A 17860-nucleotide genomic window follows, 5' to 3' on the forward strand; every position below is an offset into this window, starting at 1 on the left:
ACCGCAGAATGAACGAACACGTGATGAATGCGGCGTTTCGGCCGGGTGGTCTCGACCGCGCGAAGCAGGGCGTTCTCGGGCTCGGGCTCGATCGGATCGAGGGGCCGGCCAAGGTCACCGGCGTGGCGGATTATGCGTATGAGGGAACGCCCGACGGTATCGCCTACGCCGCGATCGTCGGTACGCCCGTAGGCAGCGGGCGCATCCTCGGGATCGACGTCAGCGCCGCCGAGGCGTTGCCTGGAGTCATTGCCGTCATCCATAACGACGCGCGGATGCCGGCCGGCGAGTCCAACTCCCGCGCGATGCCGCTGTTCGATACCGATGTCATTCTCCACCTCGGCCAGCCGGTCGCGATCGTCGTCGCGGAGGATCAGGCGATTGCGCGTGACGCCGCGGCACTGGTCGTGGTTCGTACCGAGGCGGGCGAGGATCGGTTCGACGTCGAGGCTCAGCCGGTCGATACCGCGCCCAAGATCGGTTTCCTCCCGCCGATCGACAACGGCGATCTCGACGCGGTGATGGCGGACGCGGCGGTGACGTTCGACCGCACCTACACGACGCCCGTGCACTTCCCCGCCGCGCTGGAACCGCACGCGACTACCGCGTGGTGGGAGGGCGACAAGCTGACCGTACGGTCGAGCAACCAGGTGATCGGCGGCGCACGCAAGACCATTGCCAAGGCGCTGAAGATCGATGCGGACAAGGTGCGCGTCCTCGCGCCGTATGTCGGCGGCGGGTTCGGGGGCAAGACCGGTGTCGGGCCCGAGGCGATCCTCGCGGCGATCGCGGCGGAGGTCGTGGGGCGGCCGGTGAAGGTCGCCCTGCCGCGTCGCCAAACCGCGTATATGGTGCATCACCGTTCGCACACGACGCAGCGGATCCGGATCGCGGCCGACGCAAACGGCGTGATCCTCGGCATGGGGCATGAGAGCGTCGTCGCGCAGAACGACGATGGCGAGTTTCTCGAGCCGGTGCCGTTCGGGACGCTGCCACTGTACCGAGGCGACGCGCGGCGGTTCAAGACCGACCTCGTGCGTGTCGACCTGCCCGCGAGCGGAGCGGTCCGCGCGCCGGGCGAGGCGGTCGGGACGTTCGGGGTCGAGTGCGCGATGGACGAGCTGGCCGAGCAGCTCGGGATCAATCCGATCGAACTGCGGCGGCGCAACGAGCCCGAGACCGATCCGGTGAGCGGCAAGCCGTTCTCCACGCGGCGGATGCTCGATTGCTACACGCAAGGCGCCGAGCGGTTCGGCTGGCCGGCGAACGTGCCGGCGCCGGGGTCGGTGCGCGACGGCGAGTGGCTCGTCGGGATCGGCATGGCGGCGAGCTTGCGCGGCAACTTCACCGTCGAAGCGCAGGCGCGCGTGCGGCTGGAGGCGGATGGCCGCGCGACGGTCGAGTGCGACATGACCGATATCGGCACGGGGACGTACACCATCCTCGCGCAGACTGCGGGCGAGATGCTTGGGCTACCGGTGGCCGAGGTGAATGTGCGGCTCGGCGATACCGACTTCCCGCCGAGCGCGGGGTCGGGCGGGTCGTTCGGCGCTGGCAGCGCGTGTTCGGCGGTGGTGCTCGCGTGCGAGGATATCCTTGGCGAACTGGCGTTGCGGATGAACGCGGCGCCCGAGGATCTGAGCCTGCACGATGGCTGTGTGAGCGCTGGCGGGCGATCGGTGAAGCTCGTCGATCTTGTCCGCGGCGAGGCTATCGTGGCGATGGGCAAGACCGGGCCGGGTGCCGAGAGCAAGCGTACCAGCCAGGCAAGCCACGGCGCGCACTTCGTCGAGGTCGCGGTGAACGCGGTGACCGGCGAGACGCGCGTGCGGCGGATGCTGGGCGTGTTCGACGTCGGGCGGGTGCTCAATCGCAAGACCGCGACGAGCCAGATCACCGGCGGGATGGCGTGGGGGATCGCCTATGCGCTGAGCGAGGAGGGCATCGTCGACACGCGGACGGGGGCGTTCGTGAATCCCGATTTCGGCGAATATCATGTCGCGGTGAATGCGGACATTCCTCAGCTTGAGGTGCATTTCATCGAGGAGGTCGACGACTCCGCGAACCCGGTGGGGGCGAAGGGCGTTGGGGAGCTTGGAATTTCAGGCGCGGGGGCTGCGGTGGCGAATGCGATCTACAACGCGACGGGGGTAAGGGTTCGGGACTTTCCGGTGACGCTCGACAAGCTGCTCGAAGGGTTGCCCGCCGTCTGATCCTCCCCGGCACGGGGAGGGGGACCGCGCCTCTTGGCGTGGTGGAGGGGGCGACCCCCAAGCGTAACGTCTGCGGCTGGCCCCCTCCACCAGCTGCGCTGGTCCCCCTCCCCGTGTGCGGGGAGGAATAGAAGAGAGACAAAATGGCTGAAAACGATAGCGTGCTCGCTGCTGCGAAGACCTGGAAGGGCGAGAGGATGGCGATCGCTACGGTCGTCTCGACCTGGGGATCCGCGCCGCGGCCCAAGGGAAGCCATATGCTCGTCCATGCCGATGGTCGGTTCGAGGGATCGGTCTCCGGCGGGTGCGTCGAGAGCGACATCCTCGCCACCGCCGCCGAGGTGATCGCGGGGGCGCCGTTCCAGGTGCGCAACTACGGCGTGGCGGACGCCGCGGCGTGGGAAGTCGGATTGCCGTGCGGCGGCGAGATTGCGGTGATGGTGCAGCCGGTTTCGGCCGAGGGGTTCGATCCCGAACTGTTCGACCGGATCGCCGATGCGCGCGACCAAGGCGATGCGCTGACCGTGACCACCGACCTTGTGACCGGGCACAGCGATGCGCGGCCGCTGGAAACGGGCGAGGTGTTCGTCAACCGCTACGATCCGCCGCGGCGGCTGCTGATCGTCGGCGCGGTGCAGATCGCGCAGGCTCTGGCGGGGCTGGCACGCGAACTCGGAATCGAGACGATCGTGATCGATCCGCGTGCGCGCTTCCTGACCGAGGAGCGGTTTCCGGGCGTGACGCTCGACGACCGCTGGCCCGACGAGGCGATCGCCGCGCTCCGCCCGGGGCCGTCGACCGCCGTCGTGACGCTGAGCCACGACATCAAGATCGACGATCCCGCGCTGATCGCGGCGCTCGCGTCGGATGCCGCGTATGTCGGTGCGCTCGGCAGCCGCAAGAGCCACGCCGCGCGACGCGAGCGGCTTGCCTCGGAAGGCGTTACGGCGGAGAATATCGACCGGATCGACGCGCCGGTCGGGCTCGACATCGGCGCGATCGGACCGTCGGAAATCGCGCTGTCGGTCGCGGCGGCGATGATAGGAGCGTTCAATGATCGCCGCTGAAAACGTCTTCCTCATCCTCCTCGCGGCCGGGCGCTCGGAGCGGTTCGGCATTCCGAACAAGCTCGAGGTACCGTTTCTCAACAAGCCGCTCGGGATGCACGTCGTCACCGCGTTCGAGAACATTCCGTTCAAGCGCCGGCTGGTGGTCACAGACGGTTGCAAGCTCGACTTCATCAGCCATCATTTCGAGGTGGTGCATAACGACGATCCGTCGTCGGGAATGTCGCAGTCGGTGAAGCTCGGCGTGCAGTGCGCGAAGGACGAGGGCGCGGAGGCGGTACTGATCGCGCTGGCCGACATGCCGCGCGTGACCGCGGCGCATATCTACCGGATGCTCGATGCTGCCGACAGCGCGGATGCAGTGGTTGCATCGAGCGATGGCGAGAAGCCGAGCCCCCCTGCCCTGTTCGGGCGCGAGCGGTTCGATTTCCTGCTGACGCTCGACGGCGATGCGGGCGCACGTGACTTGGTGAAGGCGGGGCGGCATGTCGTGACCGCGCCGGCCGAACTGATCGACATCGACACACCCGAGGATCTGGACCGGCTGCAGGCGCTGGTTCGCGATCCCAAGGCCGCGATCACTCGTGCCTTAACGCGTCGATAGGGTTCATCGCCGCCGCGCGTCGTGCCGGGAAGTAACCGAAGACCACGCCAATAACCGCGGAGATCGCGAACGCGAAGATGTTGATCTCGGGCACGAACAGCCACTGAACCTTGATCAGCGGCGCGATGATCGCGATCGCGGCCTGCGCGACGATCAGACCGATGACACCGCCCAGGCACGACAGCGCGATCGCCTCGACGAGGAACTGCAACAGCACCTCGCGCGCGACCGCGCCGATGGCGAGGCGGATGCCGATCTCGCGCGTGCGCTCGGTTACCGACACCAGCATGATGTTCATGATGCCGATCCCGCCGACCACCAGGCTGATCCCGGCGACCGCGGCGACGATGCCGGTGAGCAGCGTCGTGGTGCCGGTTAGCGTGTCCGAAATCTGCTTGGTGTCGAAGATGTTGAAGTCGTCGGGCTTGTCGCCGGTGATGGTGCGGCGTTCGCGGAGCAGGTCGGTGATCCCGGCCTGCACGGTGCTGGTGGAGAAGCGCTCGTCGACGCCGACCAGCATCAGGCGGATATCGCGGTTGCCGGTGAAGCGCCGCTGGACCGCCTTGATCGGCATGACCACGGTGTCGTCCTGATCGCCGCCGAACCCGGCCTGGCCGCGCGTGGTCAGCACGCCGATCACGTCGCAGCTGATCGGGCCGATACGGAAACGATGGCCGACCGGATCGCCGCCGGGGAACAGGTTTTTCGAGACGGTATTGCCGATGATGCAGACCGCGGCACCGGCGCTTTCCTCGACCGGCGTCCAGCGGCGGCCCGAGGCGAGCGGCCAAGGCTGGACCTGGAAGATCGCGTCGGTGGTGCCGTTGATCGTGGTCGACCAGTTGGCGCCTTCGTAGATCGCGGTGGCGGTGGCGCTTGCCTGCGGTGCGACCGCGGTGACGCCGGCGATCTGGTTGGCGATTGCGGCGACGTCCTCCGGCTTGAAGTCGGGCGGGCGCGGGCCGCCGCCGCCGCGACCGAAGCCCTGGCCGGGGCGGACTTGCAGGATGTTGGTGCCGAGCGCGGAGATCGACTGCTGCACGGCGGCGGTGGTGGCCTTGCCGAGCGTCACCATCGTCACGACCGCACCGACGCCGATGACGATGCCGAGGATGGTGAGGAACGATCGCAGGAGGTGGCGGCGGATCGAACGAAGCGCGAGGACGAGGGTTGTGCCGAACATTAGCTTTCTTCCCCCCCGCCCGCTTGCGGGAGGGGGTTGGGGGGTGGGCTCGCGGGTTCGGCAAGCGCAGCGGTCGAAGCGCGTGCCGGAGCTGCGGCTGGCGTTGCGTTCGAGGTGAGCGCGTGCCCACCCCCGGCCCCTCCCGCTTGCGGGAGGGGGGAAGAAAGGGCGCTCACGATTCCACGCTTTCGCCTTGGCGGTGCTGGCTTTCGATGCGTTCTACCAGGCCGTCCTTGAAGTGGACCACCGTCCTGGCGAAGGCGGCCATGTCGGGTTCGTGCGTGACCATCAGCACCGTGATGTTCTTTTCCGCGTTCAGCCGCGTGAGGAGTTGCATGATCTCGACCGAGCGTTCGCTGTCGAGATTGCCGGTGGGCTCGTCGGCGAGCAGCACGTCGGGACTCGTGACCAACGCGCGGGCGATCGCGACGCGCTGTTGCTGGCCACCGGAGAGTTCGGCGGGCGTGTGATCCCACCAGTCCGCAAGGCCGACCGTATCGAGGCTCGCCATCGCCGCGTCCCGGCGTGCGCGCTTTTCGTCGCCGCGGTAGAGCAAGGGGAGTTCGACATTCTCCAGCGCGGACGTGCGCGAGAGGAGGTTGAAGCCCTGGAACACGAAGCCGAGATATTTCCGCCGCAGTAGCGCGCGCTGGTCTCGGTCGAGCGTCTCGACGTGGTGGCCGCGGAACAGGAACGTCCCTGCGCTCGGCACGTCCAGACAGCCGAGGATGTTCATCGTCGTCGACTTGCCCGACCCCGACGGCCCCATCACCGCGACGAAATCGCCCGCCGCGATGTCGAGGTCGACGCCCTTGAGCGCCTGGAACATCGTCGCGCCCTGCCCGTACGTCTTGGTGACGCCGCGCAAGCTGATGAGCGGTTCGGCGGTGAGCGGCGCGTTACTGGCCACCGCCCCCACCCTTGCTCGCGCCACCCGAGCGGCGGGGGCCGCCACTGCGCTTGGCGTCGTCGCCGCCGCTCGCCAGCTGTCCGGTGATGACCTGCGCGCCGGGCTGGAGATTGCCCGACAGGACTTCGGTCATCGTGCCGTTGGTGTCGCCAGTGGTGATCTGCACCGGCTGCGGCGTGCCGTCCGCGCCCTTGACGTAGATCGTCTGCTGCGCGCCGCGAGCGACCGTCGCGGTGCGCTCCGCACCGCCGCCACGGCGCGGACGGAAGGTCAGCGAGCCGGCGATACCGCCGCCTGCGTCGCCGGACGCCGCGGTCGGCTTGAAACGCAACGCGGCGTTGGGGACGAGCAGGACGTTGCGCTTGTCCGAGGTGACGATGTCCGCGGTCGCGGTCATGCCGGGGCGCAGCGTCAGCGACTGATTACCCACCGTCAGGTCGGCCGCGTACGAGACGACCTGACCGGTGGTCGAGGTCGCGGTGGTCGAGGTCGACGAGGTGGCCGAGCTGACCGTCAGGTTCGAGCCGAGATCGACCCGGCTGATCGTCGCCGGGAAGGTCTGGCCGGGGAACGCATCGACGGTGAAGCTGGCCTTCTGGCCGATCTTGACCTCGCCGACATCGGCTTCGTCGATCGCGACCTCGAGCTTCATCTTGGTGAGGTCTTCGGCGATCACGAACAGCGTCGGCGTGTTGAACGACGAGGCGACGGTCTGGCCCGGGTCAATCTGGCGTGCGAGCACCACCCCCGTCACCGGCGAGCGGATGATCGCGCGCGCGCGCTGCGTCTGGTTCTGCGCGAGGAGCGCGCGGCTGGCGACGACGTTGGCTTCGGCGACCTTCTGCGCCGCGACGGCGCGTGCGTAATCGGCGCGGCCGGTCTGGAGCTCGGTCTTCGACGGCACGCGACCGCCCGAGAGCCGAGAGACCTCTTCAAGGCGGTTCAGCTGCGCGCGCGATTCGGCGACGGTGGCCTGTGCCTGCGCGACCTGCGCCTGGTTCGCCGCGAGCTGCGCGCTGGTCTGGCGGATCTGGTCGTCGAGCTGTTCGGGATCGATCAGCGCGAGCGGTTGCCCTGCGGTGACGCGGTCGTTGACGTCGACGACGACCTTGGTGACGAGGCCCGACAGCTGCGAGCCGACCGTGACCTGCGTCGTCGGGGCGAGCTTGCCGGTGGCGGAGACGCTGACGGTCAGGTTGCCGCGCTGGGCGGCCTGCGTGGAATATTGCGTCTGCTCCTTCGCGCCGAAGCACTTGGCGAGCAGCAGGCAGAGCAGGACCACGCCGACCGCGATCACGACCCACTTTACGTAGCGTTTCCAGGGGGCCTGCGGCTTTACGCCGAGGAAGTCGTCGATCGATGCGTCGGCCATCAGCGTGCCTCTGGATTGGATATGGGCGCTTGCGGGATCACGGTGGAGTCCCAGCCGCCGCCGAGTGCGGCATAGAGTGCGATCAACGCGGTGGCGGCATCGGCGCGTGCCTGCGTCGCGCCGTTGCGCGCGGACAGGAGCGCGGTTTCCTGCTGGTTGAGCGTGGTGAAATCGGTGAGGCCGGTGCGGTATTGGCTGCGGCTGAGGATCGCGGAATTGTTCGAGGCGTCGAGCGCGATCGCGAACTGGCGCTCGCGTTCCTGCGCGGTCTGGAGCGCGACGACGGCGTTCTCGACATCCTCCAGCGCGGTGAGGACGGTCGATTTGTAGAGCGCGAGCGCGCCGTCGGCGGCGGCTTCGCTGGTGCGGACCTGGCTTCGCAGACGGCCGCCATTGAAGATCGCCTGGGTCAGGCCGGCGAACAGGCTGCCGGTGATCGCGTCACCGATGTTGCCGATCGATGTCGCATTGGTGTTCAGATTGCCGGTGATCGCGAGCGCCGGATAGAGCTGCGCCTTGGCCACGCCGATCCGCGCGGTGGCGGCGGCGAGCGCGCGTTCGGCGGAGCGGATGTCGGGGCGCTGGCGGAGCGTGTCGCCGGGGATGCCGACGCCGACTGCGGCGGGGCCGGTCGGGATCGCCTTGGCCGGTGCCATCATAGTGCGGAGCGCGCCGGGGGCTTGGCCGGTCAGCACGCCGATCCTTGCGACGGCGGCGGCATATTGCTGGTCGAGGCTGGGGATCGTCGCGGCGGTCTGCGCACGCTGGGCGCGCGCCTGCTCGGCGTCGACGCTGGAGACGAGCCCTGCCTGGACGCGGAAGCCGGCGATCTCGAGGTTGTCGTCCTGGATCGCGAGCGAGGCGCGGGCGTTGGCGAGCTGTTGCTGGTATAGCCGCGCGAGGACGTAGTTGCGCGCGACCTCGCTTTCGACCGAGATCAGCACGGTGGCGTAGTCGTAGCCCGACGCGGCGTACTCCGCGCGGCTCGCCTCGACGGTGCGGCGGATCTCGCCGAACACGCCGACCTGGTAGCTCGCGCTGGCGCCGAGCGTGAAGCTGTTGGCGCCGCCCCCGCCGGTATCGACGACCGTGCCGTCGGGCAGCGTGAACGAGCGTCCACCGCCGCGGACGTTCTCGTTGCGCTGATAGCCGGCCGAGCCGTTGACCGTCGGGAGCAGAGACGCGCGGTTCTGGAGCAGGCTTTCGCGGGCCTGGCGGAGGCGGGCGACGGACTGTGCGATGTCGAGATTGGCGGCGGCGGCCTGCTGGACCAGCTGGCCGAGGACGGGGTCATCGAACTTCTGCCACCAGCGGGTGAGGTCTTCGGGCTTGGTCTCGGGGGTGACCGAATAGGCGTCGGGAACGCCCAGCTCTGCCGCTGCCTTGGGGTGGTAGTCCGGGCCGACGGTGCAGCCGGCGAGCAGGACGCTCGCGGAGACGGGTGCGATGAGGAGGGCGCGGACGCGGGACATGGGCGGCAGGCATGACCAAGCGGCTGGGGCTAGTCCAGCGGTTTTGTGTCGCGAGGTGTCGCAGGTGGGCTGGATTGGAGGGGGGTGGGGAGCTTTAAAAAGCGCCGTCTATACGGACTTGCTCGGCCGCCACCCCGATGGGACGTGTATGCGCTGTTTAATGTGCGTCACCCGCCGCTGCTTGTTCTCCCGCGAAGGCGGGAGCCCAGTCTGGGTCCCCGCCTTCGCGGGGAAACACAAGTTTGTCTGGCGCTTCCGTCACCCCGGACTTGTTCCGGGGTCCACCGGGCCGCATTTTTCACTTGGTGCTGGGAGTGCGGAACGGTGGATGCCGGAACAAGCCCGGCATGACGACGAAAGGTCAGCCTCGTATCTACACCACCCCGGCGGAGGCCGGGGCCCAATTGGGCGGACCGGGCTCATGATGGACAGTCCCCCGTTACGACCACCTTTCCAATTGGGCCCCGGCCTTCGCCGGGGTGGTGGTGTGCGCGGTGACGTGAGTGGTATAAATTATGCCACGCTTCCTAGCCTTCCTGGCGCCTCTCCCTTTCTTGTCCCCCGCGGAGGCGGGGGGCCAGGATTACAGACGCTGCGCTGTTTGCTCCTGGACTCCCGCCTCCGCGGGAGAACAGGGAGGGTGGTCGCGATGACCCCTCCCCTCCCCCACCCCGAAAATCGAACCGCACCCGTTCCAATTTTGCAGTGCAGCGGAACGGAGCGGTGGCGCTATGGGTTCAGGGATGATGCTAGCCGAACGCCAGCCCGCGACTGATGTCCTCGCGCCGCCCCTTGCCGTGCCCGACGCCGTGAGCCTGTTCTTCGATTTCGACGGGACGCTCGTCGACTTAGCCGCGACGCCTGATGCGGTCGTGGTAAGCCAGATGCTGCTCGATACGCTCGATACGCTCGCCGAGCGCTTCCCCGGTCGCGTCGCGATCATCAGCGGGCGCTCGATCGCGCAGCTCGACGCGATGCTCGGGCGGCACGCGCACCTGTTCGCAGTCGCGGGCAGCCACGGCGCCGAGACGCGCACGCCCGACGACGGCCACGTCGCGGCTGAGCGCCCCGCCTTGCTCGAAGCCGCCGCCGGTGCGCTCCGCGACTTCGCCGACGCCAACGGGCTCGTCTACGAAGCGAAAAGCCTCGGCGCGGGGCTGCACTACCGGATGGCGCCGGACTTCGAACCTGCCGCGGTCCGCCTCGCCGAGGATCTCGCCGCCGCCCACGGCCTCACGCTCCAGCGCGGCAAGATGATGGTCGAATTGCGCACCCCCGGCGACAAAGGCGCCGCCCTCCGCGCACTGATCGCCGCGCCGGCGATGACGGGCAGCATGCCGTATTTCTTCGGCGACGACGTCACCGACGAGGACGGGTTCGAGGCGGCGCGCGAGTTTGGCGGGGCGGGCGTGCTGATCGGCGAGCAACGGCCTACCGCCGCCACCTACCGCCTGAACGACGTTGCCGCACTTCGCGACTGGATTGCTGCCATATTGGAAATACGATGACCGCACCTACCCAAAAAGCCGACATGAACCTGTGGCCGATCGGCAATTGCCAGGTCTCCGCGCTGATCGACAAGACCGGCACGTTCGCCTGGGGCTGCGTGCCCCGCGTCGACGGCGACCCGGCGTTCTGCGCGCTGCTCGGCGGCGATGCGCCCAAGACCGGGTTCTGGGCGATCGAACTCGAGGGCGGTGCGAAAACTACGCAGGCCTATATCCGCAACACGCCGATCCTGGTGACGCGGCACGAGGACGAGGCCGGCAATGCGGTCGAGGTGATCGATTTCTGCCCGCGCTTCGTGCGCGAGGGGCGGACCTATCGCCCGACCAGCTTCGTGCGGATCGTCAAACCGGTGGCCGGCTCGCCGCGCATTCGCGTTAGGATGCGGGTCGCGACGAACTGGGGGAAGCCGACCGAGCACACGCAGGGTTCGAACCACATCCGTTTCCTGATGGACGACCAGACGTTGCGGCTGACCACCGATGCGCCGGTCGGGCATATCGTCGGCGAGAACTGGTTCCGGCTCGAACGCCAGATGCACCTGTTCCTCGGCCCCGACGAGAGCTTCGCGGGCGTGCTGCACGAGGCGGCCGAAGCGATGCTGTCGCGGACCAAGGACGAGTGGCGGCACTGGGTACGAGGCCTCGCGACGCCGGTCGAGTGGCAGGACGTCGTCATCCGCGCGGCGATCACGCTGAAGCTGTGCCAGCACGAGGAGACCGGCGCGATCGTCGCCGCGCTGACTACCTCGATCCCCGAGCATGAGGGGTCGGAGCGCAACTGGGATTACCGCTACTGCTGGATCCGCGACGCCTATTATACGGTGCAGGCGCTCAACCGGCTGGGTGCGCTCGACGTGCTCGAAGGCTATCTCGAATATCTGCGCAACATCGTCGATGCGTCCAAGGGGGGGCACGTCCAGCCGCTCTACGGGGTCGGCGGCGAGGCCACGCTGATCGAACGGATTGAAAGCGACCTGCCCGGCTATCGCGGGATGGGCCCGGTGCGCGTCGGCAACCAGGCGTACGAGCAGATCCAGCACGACGCGTACGGCCAGATCATCCTGTCCGACGTCCAGGCGTTCTTCGACAAGCGGCTGTTCCGGATGTCGAGCGAGGAGGACTTCAAGAGCCTCGAACTGGTCGGTGACCGCGCGTGGGAAACGTACGACAAGCCCGACGCGGGGCTGTGGGAGCTGCGTACCAAGGCACACGTCCACACCTATTCGGCGGCGATGTGCTGGGCGGCGTGCGATCGGCTGGCCAACGCGGCGGAAGTGCTCGGGCTGGAGGATCGCCGGACGTTCTGGGAGGAGCGCGCCAACACGATCCGCACCACGATCGAGCAATCGGCGTGGCGCGAGGATACGCAGCGTATCTCGGCGACGTTCGGTGGCGACGATCTCGATGCGAGCCTGATCCAGCTGCTCGATTTGCGCTTCTTCGCGCCCGACGATCCGCGGTTCCAGTCGACGCTCAAGGCGGTCGAGGAAGGTCTGCGCCGCGGCAGCCATATGCTGCGCTATGCGACCGAGGATGATTTCGGCCTGCCGCACACCGCGTTCAACGTCTGCACTTTCTGGCTGATCGAGGCGCTGCACGCGACCGGCCGGACAGCCGACGCGCGCGCGCTGTTCTGCGAGATGGTCGCGCGGCGGACGCCGGCCGGGCTGCTGTCGGAAGATATCGATCCGAATACCGGCGAGCTGTGGGGCAATTATCCGCAAACCTATTCGCTGGTGGGGCTGATCAACTGCGCGGTCCTGCTCAGCAAGCCGTGGAGTGCCGTCCGATGAGCCGCCTCGTCGTCATCTCGAACCGCGTCCAGTCGGTCGATGCGCCTTCGGGCAACCAGGGTGGCCTAGCCGTCGCGCTGCTCGCGGCGTTGCGCGAAAAGGGCGGCGTGTGGTTCGGCTGGTCGGGATCGACCACCGAGACCTTCACCGGCCACATCAATTTCCAGCAGGGCAAGGGCGTCACCACCGCGACGATCGACCTGGAAGAGCAGGATTTTGACGAATATTACAACGGCTATGCGAACCGCACGCTGTGGCCGCTGTTCCATTACCGGATCGACCTGACCGAGTTCGAACGCGATTTCTCCAGCGGCTACGCGCGCGTGAACAAGCGGTTCGCGGAGACGGTGCTGCCGTTGATCGAGCCCGAGGATCTGGTGTGGGTCCACGATTACCACCACGTCCCGCTCGGGCAGGAACTGCGCAAGCTTGGCGTCGAGAACAAGATCGGGTTCTTCCTCCACATTCCGTGGCCGCCGATGGCGATGCTGTTGTCGCTGCCGAGCCACCGTGCGCTGGTCGAATCGATGTTCGCGTACGACGTGATCGGCTTCCAGACGCAGGATTGGCTCGACAGCTTCCTGCATTACGTGACGAGCCAGCTCGACGGCGTGGTCGGCGAGGATGGCTGGGTGACGGTCGGCGACCGCACGATCAAGGCGATCACGACGCCGATCGGGATCGAGACGGCGGACTTCGAAAAGTCGGCAAACAGCGACGCCGCGCGGCATGCCAAGGAGCGGATGTACATGTCTGCGACCGGGCGCAGCCTGATCGTTGGGGTCGACCGGCTCGATTATTCGAAGGGGCTCGCCGAGCGGTTCGCCGGATACGAGCGGTTCCTGGGGTCGCATCCGGACCGGCGCGGGCTGGTCTACATGCTCCAGATCGCGCCGCCGTCGCGCGAGAAGGTCGATACGTACCAGGAGATCCGCGCGAACCTCGATTCGATGTCGGGGCGGATCAACGGCGAATATTCGGATATCGACTGGACGCCGATCCGCTACGTCAACCAAGGCTTCCCGCGTGACGTGCTGGCGGGGATCTACCGCGCGGCTCGCGTTGGGTTGGTGACGCCGTTGCGCGACGGGATGAACCTCGTCGCGAAGGAATATGTCGCGGCGCAGGATCCCGAGGATCCGGGCGTGCTGGTGCTGTCGCACTTCGCGGGCGCTGCTACGCAGCTGAAGGACGCGGTGCTGGTCAATCCATACAGCCCCGAGGAAATGTCCGACGCGATCGACCGGGCGCTGAAGATGCCTCTCGCCGAACGGAAAGCGCGCTGGGAGAAGCTGATCGACAACGTCCGGAAGGAGGACGTGATGTGGTGGTGCGAGCTGTTCATCACCGCGCTCGAGGCGGTGCCGGAGCACGAGGCGGTGTAATTCGATCCTCCCCCGCCAGGGGGAGGTGGCTGGCACTCGCCAGACGGAGGGGGAGGACACGGAACGCACGTGGCGCGTGCCTCCCCCTCCGTCGCCTTCGGCGCCACCTCCCCCTGGCGGGGGAGGATTCGCTTAGGTCCGCGGCACCGGGTCCGGCGCCATCAGCAGGCGGTTGCGTGGGATAGCCTCGGGCATCTCGTCGCGGATGTACGTCAGCAACGCCTCGCGCACATCGCAGCGCAAGTCGAACGCGATCGCCGCGTCCTTGGCGGTCATCAACCCGCGCAACTCGATGCAGTCCGTCTTCACGTCGGTCACCTGAAGGTTGTAGAACCGCTTGTCCCAGCGTGGGTTCGAGGTGACGATCTCGCCCAGTTTCTCGCGCAGCCGCGGCACATCCGCGGACGGATCGAGATACCAGAACACCGACCCCATCAACTGGCTCGTCTCGCGCGTCCAGTTCTGGAAGCTCTGCTCGAGGAACTTCGACACCGGCACGACGAGGCGGCGTTCGTCCCAGATCTTGATGACCACGAACGTCAGGTTGATCTGCTCGACCCGCCCCCATTCGCCGTCGACGATCAGCACGTCGTCGATCCGGATCGGCTCGGTGAAGGCCATCTGGACGCCGGCGATCAGGTTCTTCAGCGCGGGCTGCGCGGCGGCACCGACGACGAGGCCTGCGATACCCGCCGACGCCATCAGCGTGACGCCGATCGAGCGGATGCCGGGGACGCTCAGCAACATCAGGCAGACGCTGACGAAGATGATGAAGAACGTGCCTATCCGCCCCAGGATCGCCGCCCGCGTCCGCTTGCGGCGGGCGCGGAGGTTGTCCTCGACCGAGATGTCGGCGCGGATCTCGATGACGTCCTGAAACGCGCGAAGCGCCGCGACCGCGAGCCAGCCGAGCAGTGCTGGGACGAGGAAGCCGAGCAACTGCTTCCACAGATCCTCGATGTCGTTGTCCATCGGCAGGATCCGCGCGACGAACGCGACGGCGACGGAAACGAACACCGCGCGCAACGGCCGGCGGACGCGGGCTAGGACGAGGCCATCGGTATTGGCGGTCGAGCGCCGCTGCGCATGGCCGCCGATCCGCATCGTCAGCCAATGCGCGACCAGCGCGACGAGAACGGCCGCGGAGACGACGGCGACGCTCTCCAGCCAGACCCATTCGGGGGGTATGTGGAGCGATCTGAACATGCGCATTTGAGCGCAACGGTCGGGGGAAGCGGGATGTTCCGCTGCAGTGCAGCATTTTGGTCGGCAGTGAACTGAGGAAGGCCAGGCCGTCAAAGAGACCACCACCCCGGCGGAGGCCGGGGCCCAATTGGGGGACGGCCGTAACGAAGCACAGCCAGTCGTTACTGCAACCTTTCCAATTGGGCCCCGGCCTTCGCCGGGGTGGGCTGCTGATTTGGTTCGCATTGCCTCCTCGTCACCAGCGTTCCTGGATGACGTCTCCCCCCGATCATGCCAGAACCGCCCAACCATGATCGCCCAGAGAATCAGACACTTCCTGAGCGAAGAGGACTGGCAGTTCGCCGAGCACGAACGCCCCGTCCTCCCCGGCTCCCCCGGTTCGCCACTCCACCCGAGGCACCGCCAGATCGCCTACGCGCTGATCGGTATCCTGCTCGGGCTGACGGTAGGCTTCGGCAACGCGCTCATCAGTGCCAACACCTACACCCTTCAGGGCGCGCTCGGGCTCGATCCGGCCGAGATCGCGTGGCTGCCGACGGTCTACGTCATGACCAACGTCAGCATAAACCTGCTGATGATCAAGTTCCGCGCGCAGTTCGGGCTGCGGCCGTTCGCGATGATCTTCCTGATCCTCTACGTGCTGATCACGCTCGCGCATCTGTTCGTCCACGGCTTCTGGACGGCCATCGCGGTACGCGCGATCAGCGGGATGGCGGGCGCGGCGCTGAGCAGCCTGTGCCTCTATTACGTGATGCAGTCGCTCCCCGCGAAATGGCGGTTGAAGGCGGTCGTGCTCGGCATCGGCATCCCGCAATGCGCGACGCCGCTCGCGCGGCTGTTCTCGCCCGACCTGCTGGCGATGTCGCAGTGGCGGACGCTGTACCTGTTCGAACTCGGGCTTGCCTTGCTGTCGCTCGCCGCGGTCGCCGCGCTCCGCCTGCCGCCGACGACGCGGAGCAAGGCGTTCGAGCCGCTCGACTTCCTGACGTTCGTGCTGTTCGCCGGCTCGACCGCGCTGTTCGCCGCGGTGCTCGGGCTCGGGCGGATCGTGTGGTGGACCAACGCACCGTGGATCGGCTGGGCGCTGATCGTCGCGATCCCGATGTTCGCCGCCGCGATCGTCGTCGAGCATCACCGCGCCAACCCGCTGCTCAACACACGCTGGCTCGGCAGCGCCGACATCGTCCGGTTCACGATCGTCATCGTGATGGCGCGGATCGTGCTGTCGGAGCAAACCTATGCATCGGTCGGGCTGCTGACCGTGCTCGGCCAGAACAACGACCAGCTCGTGCCGTTCTTCCTGATCATCTTCGTCGCGTCGGTCGCCGGCGTGATCGCGAGCGCGGTGACGTTGGATGTCGAGCGGCTCGGCCACCCGATCATGCTGGCGATCGGCTTGGTCGCTGTGGCGGCGTGGTTCGATTCCTACGCGACCAGCCTGACGCGCGCGCCGCAGATGTACGTGACGCAGGCGATCATCGGCTTCTCCGCGACATTCTTCCTCGGGCCAGCGCTGCTGTTCGGCATGACCCGCGCAATCAAGGAAGGCGCGGGGCACATCATCAGCTTCATCGCGCTGTTCGGGATCATCAACTCGCTCGGCGGGCTCGGCGGCACCGCATTGCTCGGCAGCTACCAAGTGATCCGCGAGAAGGCGAACAGCTCCGCGCTGGTGCAGCAGATCTCGCCGACCGACCCGATCGTGACGCAGCGCATCGCCGCCGGTGGCGCCGCGGTCAGTCGGGTGATCGTCGATCCGACGCTGCGCAATGCCGAGGGCGCCGCGATCCTCTCGCAAACCACGACGCGGGAGGCGAACGTGCTTGCGTATGACGACGTCTTCCGGTTGATCGCGGTGCTTGCCGGCGGGACGTTCGGGTATCTGCTGTTCCTGCTGGCGAGACGCGCGCGACGTGAGAAACGGGCGCGGCTTGAGGGGATGACATGAGCGACGCACGCAGCCCGGTGGCCGAGGGGCCGGCGACCGAAGAGAAGCAGGCGGAGGTGGCCGCTGCACCGGCCGGCCCGGTCACGCCGGTCGGCTCTGGCTGGCGTCCGCAACCGCCCAGCCGCAACGTCATCATCATCATCGCCCTGCTCGCGATCGCCGGCGTGTGCGCGGTGCTCGCGGCATGGCGCCTGCCCCCGTTCGCGACGAGCTATCAGTCGACCGACAACGCCTATGTCCGCGGTCGGACGACGGTGATCAGCCCGCAGGTCAGCGGGTATGTGACCCAAGTGCTGGTGCGCGATTTCGCCGATGTTAAGCAGGGCGATCCGCTGGTGAAGATCGACGACCGCATCTACCGCCAGCGCGTCGACCAGGCGCAGGCGCAGGTCGATGCGCAGGCGGCGACGCTCGCCAACAGCCGGCAGACCGCGGCCAGCCGCGAGGCGACGTTCGCGGCGCAGGACGCGGCGGTCGCCAATGCCGAGGCGCAATTGATGCGCGCGCAGGCCGACATGGCGCGCGTCAACGACCTCGTGACCGACGGCTCGGTGTCGCTGCGCGAGCGCGACCAGACGCTGGCGGCACTGCGCCAGGCCCAGGCGCAGGTCCGGCAAGCCAAGGCTGCGCGGGAAATTGCGCGACAGGATATCCGTACGGTCGAGGTCGGGCGCGGCGGGCAGCAAGCGGGCGTCTCGGGTGCGGAAGCGGCGCGGCAGCTTGCGCGGATCGATCTCGCCAACACCGTGATCCGCGCGCCCGAGACGGGGCGGTTGAGCGAGGTCGGCGTGCGGCTCGGGCAATATGTGACGGCGGGGTCGCAGCTGATGTTCCTGGTACCGCCGGAAACGTGGGTCATCGCGAACTTCAAGGAAGCGCAGACCGCGAAGATGGTGGTTGGGCAGCCGGCGTCGTTCACCGTCGACGGCTTGGCGAACGCGCGGCTGACCGGGCATGTCGAGCGGATCTCCCCCGCGGCGGGGTCGGAGTTCGCGGTGCTGAAGGCGGACAATGCGACGGGCAACTTCACCAAGGTGCCGCAGCGGATCGCGGTGCGGATCCGGGTGGATGCGGGGCAGCCGCTGAGCGCACGGTTGCGACCGGGGATGTCGGTGCAGGCTCGTGTGGATACGGCTGGCGGGCCGGGGGTGCGGTGATGCGGCCTGAACCTGGCGTCGCACCCTCGTCTTGTTCTCCCG

At 67.7% G+C, this 17860-nt stretch carries 13 protein-coding genes; 8 read left to right on the top strand and 5 right to left on the bottom strand.

Features of this window, described 5'->3' with window-relative positions; all coding sequences use genetic code 11:
• The first annotated feature begins 8 nt into the window (after positions 1 to 8).
• The 3 genes from C8J40_RS09855 (at position 9) to C8J40_RS09865 (ending at position 3884) form a co-directional block, all read left to right on the top strand.
• Positions 9 to 2213 carry a xanthine dehydrogenase family protein molybdopterin-binding subunit gene (locus C8J40_RS09855; RefSeq protein ID WP_132896867.1) on the top strand — a complete coding sequence of 735 codons (2205 nt, stop codon included), beginning with the start codon at positions 9 to 11 and terminating at the stop codon, positions 2211 to 2213.
• A gap of 143 nt (positions 2214 to 2356) precedes the next feature.
• Entirely contained in the window at positions 2357 to 3280 is a 924-nt protein-coding gene (locus C8J40_RS09860; protein WP_132896868.1) for an XdhC family protein, read from the top strand.
• On the top strand, positions 3267 to 3884 hold the full coding sequence (locus C8J40_RS09865) for a nucleotidyltransferase family protein (RefSeq protein ID WP_093396750.1): 618 nt from the start codon (positions 3267 to 3269) through the stop codon (positions 3882 to 3884). The genes C8J40_RS09860 and C8J40_RS09865 overlap by 14 nt, the downstream gene beginning before the upstream one ends.
• On the opposite strand, the gene C8J40_RS09870 is transcribed toward C8J40_RS09865, so the two are convergent.
• The 4 genes from C8J40_RS09870 to C8J40_RS09885 form a co-directional block, all read right to left on the bottom strand.
• Complete coding sequence (locus tag C8J40_RS09870; protein WP_056060727.1) at positions 3859 to 5067, bottom strand: ABC transporter permease; 1209 nt, start codon at positions 5065 to 5067, stop codon at positions 3859 to 3861. The genes C8J40_RS09865 and C8J40_RS09870 overlap by 26 nt on opposite strands.
• Positions 5068 to 5239: 172 nt before the next feature.
• Entirely contained in the window at positions 5240 to 5896 is a 657-nt protein-coding gene (locus C8J40_RS09875) for an ABC transporter ATP-binding protein (protein ID WP_132896993.1), read from the bottom strand.
• Positions 5897 to 5966: 70 nt separating this feature from the next.
• A complete protein-coding gene (locus C8J40_RS09880) occupies positions 5967 to 7349 on the bottom strand; it encodes an efflux RND transporter periplasmic adaptor subunit (RefSeq protein WP_132896869.1) in 1383 nt (460 codons plus the stop codon).
• Positions 7349 to 8821, bottom strand: a complete 1473-nt coding sequence (locus C8J40_RS09885) for an efflux transporter outer membrane subunit (RefSeq protein WP_132896870.1) — start codon at positions 8819 to 8821, stop codon at positions 7349 to 7351. The genes C8J40_RS09880 and C8J40_RS09885 overlap by 1 nt, the downstream gene beginning before the upstream one ends.
• Before the next feature lie 743 nt (positions 8822 to 9564).
• On the opposite strand from C8J40_RS09885, the gene otsB reads away from it, so the two are divergent.
• Genes otsB through C8J40_RS09900 form a run of 3 tightly spaced genes read left to right on the top strand, consistent with a single transcriptional unit; the run spans position 9565 to position 13507 of the window.
• Positions 9565 to 10329 carry a trehalose-phosphatase gene (otsB, locus tag C8J40_RS09890; RefSeq protein WP_243693302.1) on the top strand — a complete coding sequence of 255 codons (765 nt, stop codon included), beginning with the start codon at positions 9565 to 9567 and terminating at the stop codon, positions 10327 to 10329.
• Positions 10326 to 12122, top strand: coding sequence for a glycoside hydrolase family 15 protein (locus C8J40_RS09895; RefSeq protein WP_132896871.1), 1797 nt, complete (start codon positions 10326 to 10328; stop codon positions 12120 to 12122). Before otsB ends, C8J40_RS09895 begins: the two co-directional genes overlap by 4 nt.
• Positions 12119 to 13507, top strand: coding sequence for a trehalose-6-phosphate synthase (locus tag C8J40_RS09900; protein ID WP_132896872.1), 1389 nt, complete (start codon positions 12119 to 12121; stop codon positions 13505 to 13507). Before C8J40_RS09895 ends, C8J40_RS09900 begins: the two co-directional genes overlap by 4 nt.
• A gap of 132 nt (positions 13508 to 13639) precedes the next feature.
• On the opposite strand, the gene C8J40_RS09905 is transcribed toward C8J40_RS09900, so the two are convergent.
• On the bottom strand, positions 13640 to 14713 hold the full coding sequence (locus C8J40_RS09905) for a mechanosensitive ion channel domain-containing protein (protein ID WP_165911412.1): 1074 nt from the start codon (positions 14711 to 14713) through the stop codon (positions 13640 to 13642).
• Positions 14714 to 15002: 289 nt separating this feature from the next.
• Between C8J40_RS09905 and C8J40_RS09910 the strand changes: the two genes are divergently transcribed.
• Both C8J40_RS09910 and C8J40_RS09915 read left to right on the top strand, forming a co-directional pair.
• Positions 15003 to 16661, top strand: coding sequence for an MFS transporter (locus C8J40_RS09910; protein WP_132896874.1), 1659 nt, complete (start codon positions 15003 to 15005; stop codon positions 16659 to 16661).
• Positions 16658 to 17818: an HlyD family secretion protein gene (locus C8J40_RS09915; RefSeq protein WP_132896875.1), complete on the top strand. Its 1161-nt coding sequence runs from the start codon at positions 16658 to 16660 to the stop codon at positions 17816 to 17818. Before C8J40_RS09910 ends, C8J40_RS09915 begins: the two co-directional genes overlap by 4 nt.
• The last annotated feature ends 42 nt before the right edge of the window (positions 17819 to 17860 follow it).

The sequence above is a fragment of the Sphingomonas sp. PP-CC-3A-396 genome, from assembly GCF_004343105.1.
Classification (GTDB): domain Bacteria; phylum Pseudomonadota; class Alphaproteobacteria; order Sphingomonadales; family Sphingomonadaceae; genus Sphingomonas.